At 53.3% G+C, this 14,936-nt stretch carries 11 protein-coding genes; 5 read left to right on the top strand and 6 right to left on the bottom strand.

Annotated elements, in window-relative coordinates; translation table 11 throughout:
- Positions 1-27 precede the first annotated feature (27 nt).
- The 3 genes from FDX24_RS20305 to mgtA form a co-directional block, all read right to left on the bottom strand.
- Positions 28-537: a TRAP transporter small permease gene (locus FDX24_RS20305; RefSeq protein ID WP_137364823.1), complete on the bottom strand. Its 510-nt coding sequence runs from the start codon at positions 535-537 to the stop codon at positions 28-30.
- A 62-nt stretch (positions 538-599) separates the two neighbouring features.
- On the bottom strand, positions 600-1,577 hold the full coding sequence (locus FDX24_RS20300) for a TRAP transporter substrate-binding protein (protein ID WP_048212839.1): 978 nt from the start codon (positions 1,575-1,577) through the stop codon (positions 600-602).
- Between the two features lie 377 nt (positions 1,578-1,954).
- Positions 1,955-4,663 (bottom strand): magnesium-translocating P-type ATPase, encoded by a 2,709-nt coding sequence (gene mgtA, locus FDX24_RS20295; RefSeq protein WP_048212840.1) that lies wholly within the window; start codon positions 4,661-4,663, stop codon positions 1,955-1,957.
- 417 nt (positions 4,664-5,080) lie between these two features.
- Between mgtA and treR the strand changes: the two genes are divergently transcribed.
- The 5 genes from treR (at position 5,081) to nrdG (ending at position 12,424) form a co-directional block, all read left to right on the top strand.
- Positions 5,081-6,028 carry a trehalose operon repressor TreR gene (treR, locus tag FDX24_RS20290; protein WP_048212841.1) on the top strand — a complete coding sequence of 316 codons (948 nt, stop codon included), beginning with the start codon at positions 5,081-5,083 and terminating at the stop codon, positions 6,026-6,028.
- Positions 6,029-6,185: 157 nt separating this feature from the next.
- A complete protein-coding gene (gene treB, locus FDX24_RS20285; protein WP_048212842.1) occupies positions 6,186-7,604 on the top strand; it encodes a PTS trehalose transporter subunit IIBC in 1,419 nt (472 codons plus the stop codon).
- Positions 7,605-7,653: 49 nt separating this feature from the next.
- Positions 7,654-9,306: an alpha,alpha-phosphotrehalase gene (treC, locus tag FDX24_RS20280; protein WP_137364822.1), complete on the top strand. Its 1,653-nt coding sequence runs from the start codon at positions 7,654-7,656 to the stop codon at positions 9,304-9,306.
- Positions 9,307-9,714: 408 nt separating this feature from the next.
- Positions 9,715-11,853 carry an anaerobic ribonucleoside-triphosphate reductase gene (gene nrdD, locus FDX24_RS20275; protein ID WP_048212844.1) on the top strand — a complete coding sequence of 713 codons (2,139 nt, stop codon included), beginning with the start codon at positions 9,715-9,717 and terminating at the stop codon, positions 11,851-11,853.
- A 106-nt stretch (positions 11,854-11,959) separates the two neighbouring features.
- Positions 11,960-12,424: an anaerobic ribonucleoside-triphosphate reductase-activating protein gene (gene nrdG, locus FDX24_RS20270; RefSeq protein WP_137345722.1), complete on the top strand. Its 465-nt coding sequence runs from the start codon at positions 11,960-11,962 to the stop codon at positions 12,422-12,424.
- A 3-nt stretch (positions 12,425-12,427) separates the two neighbouring features.
- On the opposite strand, the gene FDX24_RS20265 is transcribed toward nrdG, so the two are convergent.
- The 3 genes from FDX24_RS20265 to FDX24_RS20255 all read right to left on the bottom strand — a co-directional run bounded on the left by FDX24_RS20265 (position 12,428) and on the right by FDX24_RS20255 (position 14,935).
- Positions 12,428-12,661, bottom strand: coding sequence for a type II toxin-antitoxin system RelE/ParE family toxin (locus FDX24_RS20265; protein ID WP_252362830.1), 234 nt, complete (start codon positions 12,659-12,661; stop codon positions 12,428-12,430).
- 40 nt (positions 12,662-12,701) lie between these two features.
- On the bottom strand, positions 12,702-12,944 hold the full coding sequence (locus FDX24_RS20260) for a type II toxin-antitoxin system RelB/DinJ family antitoxin (protein WP_003839576.1): 243 nt from the start codon (positions 12,942-12,944) through the stop codon (positions 12,702-12,704).
- Positions 12,945-13,021: 77 nt separating this feature from the next.
- Positions 13,022-14,935: a BglG family transcription antiterminator gene (locus FDX24_RS20255; protein ID WP_137364821.1), complete on the bottom strand. Its 1,914-nt coding sequence runs from the start codon at positions 14,933-14,935 to the stop codon at positions 13,022-13,024.
- Between the last annotated feature and the right edge of the window lies 1 nt (position 14,936).

Genomic DNA, 14,936 nt, shown 5'->3' with positions numbered 1-14,936 from the left:
CTTTCCTTTCTGAAATGGGGGCGGTAACTAGCTGGTCGATCCCAGCATGACAACGGGACGTTGGTACTGCGGACCACGGAAAATCTTTTCTGCGATAAACAGCAGCGTTATGGCAGAGCCAATCGGCAATGGAAGGTAGTTTTGCCCGGCACTTAAAAGCGGGAATTCAGCCACGGGCTGTCCCCACAGCTCAAGACAGAGATTGGTTCCGTACCAGAGGATAAACAGGCTTATCGCCACCAGCATAACGTCTGCGATTATCGAGCAATAACGACGGGAAGCATCACCCAGACGATCAGTCACCATGCTCACTGCGATATGCGAACCTGCGCGATAGCTCACCGCCGCACCAATAAAGGTGAATGTCACCATACAGAGAATGGCGACGGGCTCAGGCCATGACAGAGCGTTATTCAGAACATAACGCGCGAATATGCCAATAGGGATAATGGCAACCATGACTAATAATGCGATACCGGCAATCCACATTGATACCCGATAAAGAAAATCCATTACCGATGAATAGCATTCACCCATAATCATCACCTCGAATTAATCAAAAGATTCAGGCGGAGGGTTGATATCCTCCACCTGATGAATTACTTCACATCCTGAATCCGTTTGATCAAATCCTGGTGGTCTTTACCGTAATTATCCCGCACTGACTGCGTGGCTTTATAGAAATAGTCCGTATCAATATCGTGGAACTGAACGCCATTGGCTTTCATGGTCTCCAGCGATTTCGCATTATAATCCTGCCAAAGTTTGCGTTGCTCTACCTGGGCTTCTTTAGCGAGCTTAATAATGAGATCCTGGTCTTCTTTTTTCAACTTATCCCATTTAGCTTTCGAGAACAGAAAAAGCTCAGGAATAATAAAATGTTTGCTCCAGGTATAGTTTTTCACGACCGGCAAATAGTTATGCGCAACAAACGTTGGCGGATTATTCTCCGTACCATCAATAACGCCGGTCTGCATGCCGCTAAAGACTTCACTGACGCCCATCACAACGGAGTTAGCGCCCATCGCTTTCAGGGTATCCAGCGCTATCGGACTCCCTTGAACACGGATTTTCATGCCGTGTAAATCTTCCGGTTTCACCACCGGATTTTTGGTGATCAGGTTGCGCGTTCCGGCATCCATCCAGCCGAGGAACACCAGCCGCGATTTGGTGTTTGCCGTCAGGCGGTCGCCAATCTCCTGACCAATCATGCCGTCGAGAACCTTATGCAGATGGTCTTCATCACGAAAGATATACGGCAGGGTAAAGACGTTAATTTCAGGGAGAATGGCGGCAACCGGCGTCATTGAAACGCGAATAATATCGATAGCGCCTAATTGCGCCTGTTCAATCATCTGTTTTTCGTCACCTAACACGCCACCGGGAAAGGTTTTAATCTCCAGACGACCGTCGGTGGCGGCACTCAGTTTTTCCCCCATATGTTTCACGGCAACAACGTTCGGGTAATCAGCCGGATGCACATCTGCGGCGCGAAAGGTTTGTGCCAGCGTTGCATGACTCGCCAGTAATACCGACGCGCCAATACACAGACTTAACAGGTTTTTTGTCAGTTTCATTTGTCCTTCTCCAGAAGTTCATAATATCCATTAACAGGAATAGCTTGCAGAGCAAATGACTGCCGGAATTAAAAATGGGCAGCGTGAAACTTTCTTAACGATGTTACCTGTGCAGACTAACTGGTGTAACAACTTATTTCGATGACTGTGTTCACAAAAAATCACAGACGCTCATTATTTTTAGCACACTGTTTCATTTTTGCAATGCAGATCGTTTTATTGATAAAAAAGCAACGCAAAGAAGGCAATTTGATACTAATTACCGCGTGAGCATTTCAATAAAAATAAAACACCAATATTTCGAGGGAATATCTTTCGAATGAAAAAGTGAAATGCAGGATGGTATTAACACCATCCTGCAGAAGAGAAGTTGAGGATTACTGCCAGCCGTAGCGGCGGCTATAAAAACCTTTCACAAGCTGAGTTAATGTCATGTAACCCGCCAGAATCGCAACCAGCCACGGGAAGTAGCTCAGCGGCAGCGCCTGCAATTGCAGATAGCTGGCCAGCGGTGAGAACGGCAACGCAATGCCCACCACCATCACGACCAGCGTCATCAGCATCAGCGGCCATGCGGCGCGGCTTTGGATGAACGGCACGCGACGGGTACGGATCATATGCACAATCAGCGTTTGCGACAGCAGACCCACCACGAACCAGCCCGACTGGAACAATGTCTGATGTTCAGGCGTATTGGCATGGAAGACGAACCACATCAGGCAAAAAGTCAGAATATCGAAGATCGAGCTGATCGGTCCAAAGAAGATCATAAAGCGGCCCAACTCGGCGGGATTCCAGCGCTGCGGCTTTTTGATCTGCTCTTCGTCGACGTTATCAAACGGAATCGCCACCTGGGATACATCGTACAGCAGGTTCTGAATCAGTAAGTGCAGCGGCAGCATCGGCAGGAACGGTAAAAAGGCGCTCGCCACCAGCACGCTAAATACGTTACCGAAGTTAGAACTGGCCGTCATTTTAATGTACTTCAGCATGTTAGAAAAAGTACGGCGTCCTTCGATCACCCCTTCTTCCAGCACCATCAGGCTCTTTTCCAGCAGAATGATATCTGCCGCTTCACGGGCAATATCAACCGCACCATCAACGGAGATACCAATGTCCGCCGCGCGCAGCGCCGGGGCGTCGTTAATGCCATCGCCCATAAAGCCGACCACATGACCTTCACGCTTGAGCAGTGTGACAATGCGCTCTTTGTGCATTGGCGTCAGGCGGGCAAACAACGTGGTGCGCTGGGCAAGTCGGGCCAGCTCGTCGTCGCTTAACCCTTCAATGCTGCTGCCGATAACCACATCACCTGCATCCAGACCCACTTCATGACACACTTTCGCCGCAACCAGTTCGCTGTCACCGGTGAGAATTTTCACCGTAATACCGCTGGCTTTCAGCGCTTTCAGCGCCGGGGCGGTGGTCTCTTTCGGCGGATCGAGGAACGCGATATACCCTTCGAGGATCAGATCGGATTCATCAATACGCTGATAGTCCCCTTCACGCGCAGGCAGGTATTTGGTTGCCACCGCCACCACACGCAACCCCTGACGATTCAGCGTATCGGTAACGCGTTTCACCCGACGCAGCATGTTGTCATCTAACGGGACAATCTCACCGTTATGGCGCACCTGGGTGCAAACGCTGAGGATCTCCTGCAGCGCGCCTTTACATACCAGTTGGTGCACATCGGTTTCTTCAGCGACCACCACCGACATGCGGCGGCGTTCGAAATCAAACGGGATCTCATCGATTTTTTGCCAACGGGTAGAGAGCCGGCGGGCGGATTCTTCGTCCACGCCTTCCAGCACTGCCGTATCCAGCAGATTCTTCAGCCCGGTCTGATAGTGGCTGTTCAGCCACGCGGAATGCAGGACATGTTCGCTGGGCTTGCCGGAGATATCGGTATGATTCTCCAGCACTATTTTATCTTGTGTCAGCGTGCCGGTTTTATCGGTGCACAGAATATCCATCGCGCCAAAGTTCTGGATGGCGTCGAGGTGTTTGACGATGACCTTCTGTTTTGACAGCTTCACCGCCCCACGCGCCAGCGTTGAGGTGACGATCATTGGTAGCATTTCCGGCGTCAGCCCCACCGCGACAGACAGGGCAAACAGCGCCGCTTCCCACCAGTCACCTTTGGTATAACCGTTGATGATGAGAACAATTGGCGCCATCACCAGCATAAAGCGGATCAGCAGCATGCTGACGCGGCTGATCCCTTTCTGGAAGGCATTCTGCTCGCTTTCCTGCTCGCTAACACGGCCCGCCAGTTGCCCGAACCAGGTATTGGCTCCGGTCGCAATGACGATAGCCTGTGCCGTTCCGCTCACCACGTTAGTGCCCATAAAGCACAGGGTATCGCATTCCAGCGGGTTGCTTTGCTGCGGGTCGCGGCTGGTGGCGACTTTCTCCACCGGCAACGATTCACCGGTCAGTGAAGCCTGGGCCACGAACAGATCGCGCGCCTGCACCACGCGCAGATCGGCTGGGATCATATCCCCTGCTGCCAGCTTAATAATATCGCCAGGCACCAACTGGTCGATCGGCAGTTCAACCCAGCCGTTCTCCCCTTTCTCGTTGATGACGCGCAGCACCGTAGCAGTGTTGCTGACCATCGCTTTCAACGCATCCGCCGCTTTGGTGGAACGCGCTTCCTGGACAAAATTCAGCAGCGTGGAGATGACAACCATCAAGGCGATGACGCCGGCAGCGAACAGATCCTCGGTGGCATAAGAAATGCCGCCTAAAATAGTCAGCAGAATATTAAACGGGTTGCGGTAGCAGACCCACAGGTGTACCCACCATGGCGACGGCTTCTGCGCCGGTAGCTGGTTCTCGCCATGTAACTCGCGAGCGTTTTCCACTTCTGCGGCGTTCAATCCTTCCGGGTGCGCGCCAAACGTTTTCCACAGCGCTTCTTCGTCCATCAGCGCCATTTTCAGGCAATGTTCGCTCAGCGAAGGCGGGATCGGCGTGCTGGCGACGGTCTGCGCATTGGGTAGCGGATCGCGATGCACCAGACGATGCGGTAAATGGCGGTTTAGCCGGGCAAACAGCTGGCGAGTAATATTTTTGAACATAGGCAGTCCCTCTGCACCAGTATAAGCGGGCGCAGTAAATCCTTCAGGCGTGGCAAAGCCTTGCCTGGTGGCAATTTTAAAATCACAACAGGGACGTCAGAACGTCACTGTCTTACAGCTCCGGTAAGACAGTGAAAACAGGCTTACCGGAGAGGGGGGGTTCTCCATTTAGGGAGAGGGGTGGGATCGGGATCCATATAGCCTCCGGTAAGTGAATGATAAGCGCTGCGGATTATACGCAGAAAACCATAAGGTTTGTGACAATTATGGCGGTATGATACAGCATGGAAACTAAACCAAACGTATACACATCGCCTGAAGGGTGAACGGTTTAAAGCAGACTTTCCCCATTGCACTCCACATGGGTAAAGTTACTCTCTTTGATATAACTGAAAAAGTGCGCAACGGGAAAACAGGATGCAAAATCGGCTGACTATTAAAGACATCGCCCGCTTAAGCGGTGTAGGGAAATCAACGGTTTCCCGTGTGCTCAACAACGAAAGCGGCGTTAGCGAACGCACCCGTGAACGTGTTGAAGCAGTGATGAATCAGCACGGTTTCTCCCCTTCCCGCTCCGCACGTGCCATGCGTGGGCAAAGCGACAAAGTCGTGGCGATTATCGTCACGCGTCTGGACTCACTTTCGGAAAATCTCGCCGTGCAGACCATGCTACCCGCCTTTTATGAGCAGGGTTATGATCCGATTATGATGGAAAGCCAGTTCTCACCTGAACTGGTAGAAGAACATCTGGGAATGCTCAAACGTCGCAACATTGATGGCGTCGTGTTGTTTGGTTTTACCGGCGTAACGGAAACCATGCTCACCTCCTGGCAGGACTCTCTGGTTCTGCTGGCCAGGGATGCCAAAGGCTTTGCCTCCGTCTGTTATGACGACGAAGGCGCCATTCATACCCTGATGCAGCGTCTGTACGATCGCGAACATCGTCATATCAGTTTCCTTGGCGTCCCCCATAGCGACGTGACCACCGGTAAGCGCCGTCATGAGGCCTACCTGACCTTCTGCAAGAAACATAAGCTGCATCCTGTCGCTGCTCTGCCTGGTCTGGCCATGAAACAGGGCTATGAGCATGCCGCCGATGTCATTACGCCGGAAACAACTGCGTTAGTCTGTGCGACGGACACGCTTGCCCTTGGCGTCAGCAAATATCTGCAGGAACAGCGAATCGACAACCTGCAACTGGCAAGCGTCGGTAATACGCCGCTGATGAAATTCCTCCATCCGGAGATCATCACCGTCGATCCCGGCTACGCTGAAGCCGGACGGCAAGCGGCCTCGCAGCTGATCGAGCAGATCAACGGCCGCAGCGAACTGCGGCAAATCGTTATTCCCTCCAGCCTCTCCTGATTGCTTTCTGAGCACTAATTTGTGATCTTCACTGCGTTTCGGGAACGTTCCCATTTTTAAATATTCACCGACGATATACTCTGGCACCAACAACGAGACAGCTGCCGGATGACGTCGCGAAAGCGTCTAATCCGACCTACGGGGAACACACGTCATCATGAGCAAAGTAAAACAAGCGGATATCGACCGGCTGATTGAGCTGGTAGGCGGGCGCGACAATATCGCCACGGTGAGTCACTGCATTACGCGCCTGCGTTTTGTGTTGAATCAACCCGCGAATGCCAGACCCAAAGAGATCGAACAGCTACCGATGGTCAAAGGCTGCTTCACCAACGCCGGGCAGTTTCAGGTAGTGATTGGCACCGAGGTGGGCGATTACTACAAAGCGCTGCTGGCGACAACCGGACAGGCCAGCGCCGACAAAGAGCAGGCGAAAAAAGCGGCGCGGCAGAATATGAAATGGCACGAACAGCTGATTTCTCATTTTGCGGAGATCTTCTTCCCGTTGCTGCCCGCGCTAATTAGCGGCGGTTTGATCTTAGGTTTCCGTAACGTAATCGGCGATCTACCGATGAGCAACGGCCAGACGCTGGCGCAGATGCATCCTTCGCTGAAAACCCTTTACGACTTCCTGTGGCTGATTGGCGAGGCGATCTTCTTCTATCTGCCGGTCGGGATCTGCTGGTCGGCAGTGAAAAAAATGGGCGGTACGCCGATCCTCGGTATTGTGCTGGGCGTAACCCTGGTTTCACCGCAACTGATGAACGCCTATTTGCTCGGTCAGCAGGTGCCGGAGGTGTGGAACTTCGGTCTGTTCAGCATTGAGAAAGTGGGCTACCAGGCACAGGTTATTCCGGCGTTACTGGCCGGGCTGGCGCTCGGGTTTATTGAAACGCGCATGAAACGCATCGTGCCGGATTATCTGTATCTGGTGATCGTCCCGGTGTGCTCTCTGATCCTTGCAGTGTTTCTCGCGCACGCCTTTATCGGTCCGTTTGGCCGCATGATCGGCGACGGTGTCGCGTTTGCGGTCCGCCATCTGCTGACCGGCAGCTTTGCCCCGATCGGCGCGGCGTTGTTCGGCTTCCTGTACGCCCCGCTGGTGATCACCGGCGTGCATCAGACCACGCTTGCCATCGACATGCAGATGATTCAGAGCATGGGCGGCACGCCGGTATGGCCGCTGATCGCGCTGTCGAATATCGCTCAAGCCTCTGCGGTGGTGGGCATCATTATCTCCAGTCGCAAACACAACGAACGTGAAATCTCAGTCCCTGCAGCCATCTCCGCGTATCTCGGGGTCACTGAACCGGCAATGTACGGCATCAACCTGAAATACCGCTTCCCGATGCTGTGCGCGATGATCGGCTCCGGTCTCGCCGGACTGCTGTGCGGCCTGAACGGAGTGCTGGCAAACGGGATTGGCGTCGGCGGTTTGCCGGGCATCCTCTCTATCCAGCCGACCTACTGGCAGGTATTTGGCATGGCGATGGTCATTGCGATTGTTATCCCAATGATACTGACCTCATTTGTTTACCAGCGTAAATACCGTCTGGGCACATTACAAATTATCTAACTTTTCTTCGGGGCGCAGTTGCGCCCCAGCGTATTTCCAGGAAACAACCATGACTATTCCACACTGGTGGCAAAACGGCGTTATCTATCAGGTTTACCCCAAGAGTTTTCAGGACACCACCGGCAGCGGCACCGGCGATTTACGCGGCGTGACCCAGCGTCTCGACTATCTGCAAAAGCTGGGCGTCGATGCCATCTGGCTGACGCCGTTCTATATTTCGCCGCAGGTTGATAACGGCTACGACGTCGCGGATTACCTGTCTGTCGATCCGGCCTACGGTACGCTGGAAGATTTTGACGAACTGGTGGCGCAGGCGAAAGCGCGCGGTATCCGTATTATTCTCGATATGGTGTTTAACCACACCTCAACCCAGCATGCGTGGTTTCGTGAGGCGCTGGATAAAGACAGCCCGTATCGCCAGTTTTATCTCTGGCGTGACGGTACGCCAGATAGTACACCGAACAACTGGCGTTCCAAATTTGGCGGCAGCGCCTGGGGCTGGCACGCCGCAAGCGAGCAGTATTATCTGCACCTCTTTGCTCCTGAACAGGCAGACCTGAACTGGGAGAACCCGGCGGTACGCGCCGAGCTGAAAAAAGTGTGCGAATTCTGGGCCGATCGCGGCGTGGACGGATTGCGCCTCGACGTGGTGAATCTTATCTCTAAAGATCAGAGCTTCCCGAACGATCCCGACGGCGATGGACGGCGTTTTTATACCGATGGCCCGCGCGCACATGAATTTTTACGCGAGATGAACCGCGATGTCTTCACGCCACGCAACCTGATGACGGTGGGAGAAATGTCATCCACTACGCTGGAACATTGCCAGCAATACGCCGCACAAGATGGTAGTGAGTTGTCGATGACCTTTAACTTTCACCACCTGAAAGTGGATTACCCCAACGGTGAGAAGTGGACGTTAGCCAAACCCGATTATGTCGCGCTGAAAACCCTGTTCCGCCACTGGCAGCAGGGCATGCACAATCAGGCCTGGAACGCGCTGTTCTGGTGTAACCACGACCAGCCGCGCATCGTGTCGCGTTTTGGCGACGAAGGTAATTACCGCGTGCCGGCCGCTAAAATGCTGGCGATGGTGCTGCATGGCATGCAGGGCACGCCCTATATCTACCAGGGGGAAGAGATCGGCATGACCAATCCGCACTTCAGCCAAATTACCGATTATCGCGATGTGGAAAGCCATAACATGTTTGCCGAACTGAACGGTCAGGGGCGAGATGCCAACGAATTGCTGGCGATCCTCGCCAGTAAATCCCGCGATAACAGCCGCACGCCGATGCAGTGGGATGCCAGCCAACACGCGGGCTTCACCAAGGGCGAGCCGTGGATCAATCTGTGTGACAACGCGGCGGAGATCAACGTGGCGGCAGCGCTGAACGATACCGACTCGGTGTTCTATGCCTATCAGAGGCTGATCGCACTGCGCAAAACGGAGCCGGTTATCACCTGGGGCGACTATCAGGATCTGTTACCGGACAGCCCGCACATATGGTGCTATCAGCGCGAGTGGCAAGGGCAGCGACTGCTGGTCATTGCCAATCTGAGCGATGCCTTCCAACGCTGGCAGCCGCCCCATACCGGGGGAAACTGGCAGGTGCTGATGCACAACTATGCCGAGGTCGCCAGCCAACCCGCAGACATGACGCTACGTCCTTTCGAAGCCGTCTGGTGGGTGCAAAAATAGCTTGCAATTGGTTTTGAGCCCGGTACGTATAGCGCTATCGGGCTTCAATGCTGACACTGCATTTACCTTCCTGTTTTTGTTGAATAATTAATCAGATTTTTCTTGCCACAATTTACAATCGCTGTACTGCCCGTCATCTGTACGCTCCGATTTTTACTTTGCGCTACATCAAATAAATCGTAAACATCCTTGATGCAAATCACTACATATAGAACTTAAAATGCACGCCGACCCAATATGTTGTATTAATCGACTACAATTGCTACAACTACAGTGCACCGCTTTACGGTGAAATTGTGGATAAAGTGGGTCAGGATTGCGGGAAGTCATTGGCAATAGAGATGAATAAAGCCATGGCCGCTTCCCCAACCTCTGTGGATAACCTGTTCTTATAAATATGGAGTGATCATGACACCGCATGTGATGAAACGAGATGGCTGTAAAGTGCCGTTTAAATCAGAGCGCATCAAAGAAGCCATTCTGCGTGCAGCTAAAGCAGCGGGAGTCGATGACGCAGATTACTGTGCCACCGTCGCAGAAGTCGTTAGTAGCCAGATGAATGAGCGCAGCCAGGTCGATATCAACGAGATCCAGACAGCGGTAGAAAACCAGCTGATGTCTGGTCCGTACAAACAACTCGCCCGTGCGTACATCGAATATCGCCACGACCGTGATATACAGCGTGAAAAGCGTGGCCGTCTGAACCAGGAAATTCGTGGTCTGGTTGAGCAAACCAACTCTGCTCTGCTGAACGAAAACGCCAACAAAGACAGCAAAGTGATCCCGACCCAGCGTGACCTGCTGGCCGGTATCGTCGCCAAACACTATGCGCGTCAGCACCTGCTGCCGCGTGATGTCGTCCAGGCGCACGAGCGTGGTGATATTCACTATCACGATCTCGACTACTCTCCGTTCTTCCCAATGTTTAACTGCATGCTGATCGACCTGAAAGGCATGCTGACGCAGGGCTTTAAGATGGGTAACGCGGAGATTGAGCCGCCAAAATCCATCTCGACCGCGACCGCCGTCACTGCACAAATCATCGCGCAGGTTGCCAGCCACATTTATGGCGGCACCACCATTAACCGTATTGACGAAGTTCTCGCGCCGTTCGTCACCGAGAGCTTTAATAAGCACCGTAAAACCGCTGAAGAGTGGCAGATCCCGGATGCCGACGGCTATGCGCATTCTCGTACCGAGAAAGAGTGCTATGACGCATTCCAGTCCCTTGAGTATGAAGTGAATACCCTGCATACCGCCAACGGTCAGACGCCATTCGTCACCTTTGGTTTTGGCCTGGGGACCAGCTGGGAATCACGTTTGATCCAGCAATCCATTCTGCGTAACCGCATCGCGGGACTGGGTAAAAATCGTAAAACCGCCGTCTTCCCGAAACTGGTGTTCGCCATTCGCGACGGTCTGAACCACAAGTTCGGCGATCCAAACTACGACATCAAACAGCTGGCGCTGGAGTGCGCAAGCAAGCGTATGTATCCGGACATCCTGAACTACGATCAGGTAGTGAAAGTCACCGGTTCGTTCAAAACGCCGATGGGCTGCCGTAGTTTCCTCGGTGTCTGGGAAAACGAGAACGGCGAACAGGTTCACGACGGGCGTAACAACCTCGGCGTAATCAGCCTCAACCTGCCGCGTATCGCGCTGGAAGCGCACGGTGATGAAGCCACCTTCTGGAAACTACTCGACGATCGCCTGGTGCTGGCGCGTAAAGCGCTGATGACCCGCATTGCGCGTCTGGAAGGTGTGAAAGCCCGCGTTGCGCCAATCCTGTATATGGAAGGCGCCTGCGGCGTGCGTCTGAAAGCGGACGATGATGTGTCTGAAATCTTTAAAAATGGTCGCGCATCCATCTCTCTGGGTTACATCGGCATTCATGAAACCATTAACGCGCTGTTTGGTGACAAACATCTGTACGACAGCGAGGAGCTGCGCGCCAAGGGTATCGCCATTGTGGAACGTCTGCGTCAGGCGGTCGACCAGTGGAAAGACGAGACCGGCTACGGCTTCAGCCTGTACAGCACGCCGAGCGAAAACCTGTGCGACCGTTTCTGCCGTCTTGATACCGCCGAGTTTGGTGTGGTGCCAGGCGTTACCGACAAAGGTTACTACACCAACAGCTTCCACCTTGACGTGGAGAAAAAGGTTAACCCGTACGACAAAATCGATTTCGAAGCGCCGTACCCGCCGCTGGCAAGCGGAGGCTTCATTTGCTACGGCGAATACCCGAATATTCAGCACAACCTGAAAGCACTGGAAGACGTCTGGGATTACAGCTACCAGCACGTGCCGTATTACGGGACCAACACGCCAATTGATGAATGCTACGAGTGCGGCTTTACCGGTGAGTTCGAGTGCACCAGCAAAGGCTTTACCTGCCCGAAATGTGGTAACCACGACGCCGCGCGCGTGTCGGTCACCCGCCGCGTCTGCGGTTATTTAGGCAGCCCGGACGCCCGTCCGTTTAACGCCGGTAAGCAGGAAGAAGTGAAACGCCGCGTTAAGCATTTGGGTAACGGGCAGATAGGTTAATCCGCTGTTACGTTAATGCCCGGTGGCGCTGCGCTTACCGGGCCTACGGACCGCACTCTTATTGTAGGCCGGGTAAGCGCAGCGCCACCCGGCATGGTTACAAGCTATGAACTTTCACCAATACTATCCCGTCGACATCGTTAACGGCCCCGGCACCCGCTGCACGCTGTTTGTGTCCGGGTGCGTGCATGAATGTCCCGGTTGCTATAACAAAAGCACCTGGCGGCTCAATTCCGGCAAGCCATTTACCAAAGAGATGGAAGACAAGATCATTGCCGATCTGAACGATACGCGAATCAAACGTCAGGGGATCTCGCTCTCCGGCGGCGATCCGCTGCATCCGCAAAACGTGCCGGATATCCTGAAACTGGTACAGCGCGTTCGCGCTGAGTGCCCCGGCAAAGATATCTGGGTGTGGACCGGCTACAAGCTCGATGAACTCAACGCCGCGCAAATGCAGGTGGTCGATCTCATCAACGTACTGGTCGATGGCAAATACGTGCAGGATCTTAAAGACCCGGCGCTGATCTGGCGCGGCAGCAGCAACCAGGTCGTACATCATTTGCGTTGATCGCTAAAGCCGTTTGTTTGCATCGAGATAAACGGCCGAATGTTCTCGCTTGCCGACCGCGACAACAAACACGGTCACAACCTCATCCCGAACCTGGTACACCAGACGATAGCCGGACGATTTAAGCTTAATTTTATAGCAATCTGGAAGACCGTTTAAACGGGCAGAGTCAATTCTGGGGTTCAACAACACGTCGGCCAACTTCTTCTTAAACTGAGCCTTCACCGTATCACCCAGTTTATGCTACTCTTTTAAGGCTCTCGGGTCGAATTCCAGTTCATAAGTCATCCAGACTAACCTTGATTCCTTTTTGCGGGCTGGCCAGCCTCTCCCGGACTGTCTGAATCAGTGTATCTTCGCTGTCGCTAACGGTGACGGTTTTCACTGGCATGCGCCCCGTTTCCGCGACGTACTGAAACAGTAATCGCACAGCTTCCGTTGGAGTAATGTTCAGTTTTTCCAGCACGGCATAAGCCTCATTTTTGAGTTTGTCATCCAGACGGACGTTCAGCGTGGCCATTATGCCTCCAGTAGAATCGAATGTGTAATGCAGTTTAGCATTACATACGCATTACATCGAATTCTGGATAACGCCTCTCAAAAACGACTGACACACTCCATGGCGACGGTTTTGAACTCGGTGAAATTCCGGCATGCGCAGAGCCGCGTCATGGCGCGTTCACGCAGGAAGGTGACGAAAATATCGTAGATCGCCATCGCTTCTTCGTACTCGCTTTTACTAATGGCGAGCAGGAAGATCACGTGCGCCGTTTCATCGCCCCATGCAATACCCTGCGGGGCGAGGATGGTGTAGACCACCGTTTTCTTTGCCAGCAGACCGAGGGCGTGCGGCAGCGCGATGCCATCACCCAGCATAGTGCTGACGATGGCCTCACGTTCAACCACCGAATCAAGAAACTCCGCGTCGACAAAGCCTTCATCCTGCAACTGATGGCATAACGTTTTGAACAGCGTCTGCTGATCCATGGTGCCGTCGATCACGCGAAAGTGGGCAGCATCGAAAAACTTGTTCAGCATCCACGGGCGGGTTCTGTCCACCAGCACCAGTTTGCCAATTTGCTCGAGTTGATAATCGGTCGGAAACGGCGCAATCATCGCTACAGGCTTATCTTTTTCACCGATCCGCGCGGTAGAGATAACAAAATCTTCGCTAATGCTTTCCCGCTGTTCGTAGTCGCGCAACGTGACGGTATCGACGATTTCAATCTGCGGATACTTACGCGCCAGCACCGCTTCAATCATCCGCGCCATCGCATTTCCAGCATCGCATACCAGCAGAACTTTCGGCTGTCTCTGGTAACCGATGTTGTAACTACGTTCCAGCCCCACGCCAATATGCAGGACCAGAAAGCCAATCTCATTTTCACTGATGGTATACGGCGTATATTTCCCCCATCCCGAGACGGCGGCCAGCGTCATATCCCATGCCATCGGGTAGTGCTGTTTAATATTTTCCAGCAACGGATTAGGGATCATTATCTGGTAACGCACGCGGGTGATCATCGTCTTAATATGCGTCAGCAGATCGGCATGCAACTGTTTGTCATTCAACAGGTTGTAGTTGTATTGAGTATTGATAAAACGCAGGATGTAATTAACCAGCGCTTCGTCATCATCCGCATTGATGGCGCTGGGGGCGATCTCTTGAACCTGACGGGCGGCGATGTGCACCTGTAGCCAATTCTCTTCGAAAACAGAAAGCGGTTTGTCTGCCAGCCGGTGCAGAACCGCCGCAATCTCACGCGCGGCCAGGCACACCGCCTGTTCAGTTTCTTCAGCGGCAAACTCCGGCAATGGATACCCTTCACTAATCCGCCGTACCGCCACCGCGCAGTACAAGCGTAAAAACAGCTCGCCCTCGTCGGTCAAACGAATATGAAAACGAGCAAAAATGTCCTGTAAAACAGGCTCTAGCTGCTCAGGGATCCCGGCATTCAGCGCCTCCTGCATCACTAACGGGTGCTGCGGATCCTGCTGTGCCAGCGTCCACAACAGATCGGTCAAACAGGCGCGGATCGCCATCTCGCTGCCAAACAATTTCATGCCGTGACGGGGACGCGTTTCCAGCGTCAGACGATAACGTTGCAAGTGTTCACGGACTTCGGCCATATCGTTTTGCAGCGTCGCACGACTGATAAACCATTCATCAGCTAAATCTTCAAGCTTTAGCGAAAAGGCCGACGTCAGAAAACGGACCACCAGCCAGTGTACCCGCTCCTGGCTGGTTCGCGGGATGCGCAGCAACGTTTCAGGCTGCTGCGTTTGCAGAGAGTGATAACTTGCCGGGTCGTCAATTTTGAGCTGATAACCGCTGCCCCGGCTGAGGACAAACTGCGCGCCGTACTGAGTAAGCAGCGCGTTTAGCGCAGTGATATCCGCCCGTACGGTGCGTGTAGAAACCGACAACCGCTGCGCCAGCTCATCCTGTGGAAGCGCTTCGTTTTGCAACATATCAAACAGCTGTGCTAAACGTTGGTTGGGGAATCGCACG

The sequence above is a fragment of the Citrobacter sp. wls716 genome (genome assembly GCF_005280975.1).
In the GTDB taxonomy this organism is placed as follows: domain Bacteria; phylum Pseudomonadota; class Gammaproteobacteria; order Enterobacterales; family Enterobacteriaceae; genus Citrobacter; species Citrobacter youngae.
Note: the sequence above shows the minus strand (reverse complement) of the source record. Positions and strands in the feature narration are given on the sequence as shown.